Here is a 2,680-nt window from a genome sequence, read left to right as displayed (position 1 = left end):
AGAGGGAAGTATTCTCCTTGAAAGAAAAGGAAGAATTAAAATTTTAAATAAACAAAGCCTCATAAAATGGATGTAAAAAAATCACAAAAAAATGTAACTTTTTAGTGAGATTTCTCACTGACAAAAAAGAGTGGGTTGTTGTATTTTAATGTTAAAAAATAAAAAAACAATTATATTTAATCATAGAAATGAAAAATTTTAAAAGCGAGGGGGAGGTTAAACCTAACCACCCCAAGGGTTTTTATATAAAATCAAAGGCAGGTTCAATAAAGAGCCTGCTATTTTATTTCCCTTCTCTGAAGGGGTGGCAGACCGTAAGGTCTGACCGGCGTAGCAAGGAGGTAATGAAAAGATGAAGAAAATCTTGAGTTTGGTAGTTTTAGGGCTAATTTGGGGCGATGAGGCAAAGGCGGATAATTTTTCTGCCATAAAATCCCTTATTGTAAGATAAGCTTTAAATTTTAAGCTTGCCTTTTTGTTAAAGGATAGATATAATTAGGTTTATGAAAAAGAAAAAGGTGATAAAAACAAAAGAGTAAAAAAGGTCGTGGAAATGCTTAAAAAAGCCTTATTTTTATTGCCCCTTGTTATCCTTTTTCTCCATAAGGGATATATTTTATATAAAACAGAACATTGGATGAATGATGATGCCTTTATCTCATTTAGATATGCAGAAAACCTAGCCAAGGGAAATGGGCTTGTCTACAACAAGGGAGAAAAAGTTGAGGGCTATACAAACTTCCTCTGGGTGATATTATTAGCACCCTTTATGAAGCTAGGATTTGACCCTATCTTAATATCGCTTATTCTAAGCTTAATTTTTTCTTTGGGGACAATAATAATATTTACCAAGCTCTCTTTTCTTATATCCTTTAATCCAAAAAGTATCTTTAATCTCTTAGCCCCAATATTCTTAGTGCTTGACGGCATATATATCGGATGGGGAATATGTGGACTTGAGATAGACCTATACACATTCTTGGCGATATTAAGCATTTGGCTTCTTTTAAAAAACTCTCCTTATCTTCCAATTGCTCTTTCTCTTCTTTCAATGACAAGGCCAGATGGGTTTATCTTTACTGGCTGTATTTTTCTTTATAAGATGCTAAAGGAGAAAAGCCTAAATCTTAAATTTATCCTTATATTTTCCTTAATTTATTTTCCTTATTTCTTATGGAGGTATTCTTACTATGGCTTTCTCTTTCCCAATAGCTTTTATGCCAAGGTAGGTTCTGGATTTAATCAATATAGAATGGGCTATTTGTATTTTAAGGAATTTTTGTTAATCCATGGAGGCATATTTCTCCTTCCCATCTTCCTAATCCTTATAAAAAAAAGGGAAATTCTATGTTTATTAGGGATATTTACCACATATTCTTTATATATCATCTATGTGGGAGGGGATTATTGGCCAGGTGGAAGATACTTTGTTCCCATTATTCCCCTTCTCTATCTTCTATTTAAAGAAAGTCTATTATGTATCTATAATTGGTCTTCTTCCTTAAGGTATTTAAAAATAGCCATTTTTTTAATGCTTGGTGCTTTAAGCATAATAATTGCAAGATACGCAATCCTTAATTCCTTCTCTGGTCCTTTCTATAAATTGATTACTGAGCATAGAATGGATAAGGATGGAAGGATAATCGGTGAGTATTTGCGTCAGAAAACCAAACCCAATGAAACCTTGGCTACCAATACCGCAGGAACCATTGCCTATTACTCAAAGCTTAAGGTAATAGATATGCTTGGAATAAATGACTTGCATATTGCTCATAAAAAGAGGAAGAAGAGGCTTGAGGGATGGTGCACCGGGCATGAAAAATATGATGGTGCGTATGTATTTTCAAGAAAACCAGAATATATAATTCTTGGGTATTCAAGTATTACCGGGCCTATGCTTCCTTCCGATGTGGTAATCTGCGATATCGAGGAATTTATAACAAATTATGAACCAATAGTTGTTCCTATAAGGCTAAGCAATGCCCCTTGCTTTATCTATTATAAAAGATTGCCTATTTCCTCAAAGGATAGCCTCCTTGAGAAAGAAATTCAAAAGGAGATAAAGATTGACTACCAGCCAATTGAGAATATAAAGGCAATGGAGATGATCTGGGATTGTGGAGGTAGGCTCTTTAAGCGAGGGGGTTTATTTTTTAATAAAAGAAGGATCGATTGGGCAATATTGGAATGGGAAAAGGCAATAGCATTAAATGTATTGAATCCATCAAATCTGGTGCAGGCACATTATTGGCTAGGTGTTTCCTATCTTAGGAAAGGAAGGAAAGAAGAAGCAAGGCTTCAATTCAAAAAGGTTTTAGAAAAAGAGCCAAATAATAAAGATGCCCTATCTATCCTTGAGAATATGAATATACAGAAAATGAGATAAAATTTTTCTTGCAAAATTTTATAAATGATATTATGCTTGATTTTAAAATGAAAATTTTAGAGAAAAATTATAAAATGAGTGGGGGTAGAACCTAAATGTCATAAAGGGTTTTTATATAAAATCAAAGGCAGATTCAATAAAGAACCTGCTTTTTAAGGAGGTAAAGCAAATGAGTGTGCCAAGCAAAGCGTATTGGTTCTTGTTGGTGAAAGTCCAACTTGGGCAAAGGTTAGCCACTAGCCCAATACTTAATTCCACATTTAGGGAGGTAACAAACTAAATGATGCTGGAAGG

1 protein-coding gene is annotated in these 2,680 nt (G+C 33.8%); it reads left to right on the top strand.

Annotation, left to right across the window (positions count from 1 at the left end):
• Positions 1-553: 553 nt before the first annotated feature.
• Complete coding sequence (locus AB1630_12015) at positions 554-2,386, top strand: tetratricopeptide repeat protein (GenBank protein ID MEW6104518.1); 1,833 nt, start codon at positions 554-556, stop codon at positions 2,384-2,386.
• Positions 2,387-2,680 lie beyond the last annotated feature (294 nt).

It is taken from the genome of bacterium (genome assembly GCA_040753555.1).
Lineage (GTDB): Bacteria > UBA9089 > UBA9088 > UBA9088 > UBA9088 > JBFLYE01.
This window is presented reverse-complemented; position numbering and strand designations above follow the sequence as displayed.

Bases quoted from the DNA above. Each gene is read 5' to 3' on its own strand.
- AB1630_12015 (MEW6104518.1), top strand. From the start codon at position 554: ATGCTTAAAAAAGCCTTATTTTTATTGCCCCTTGTTATCCTTTTTCTC.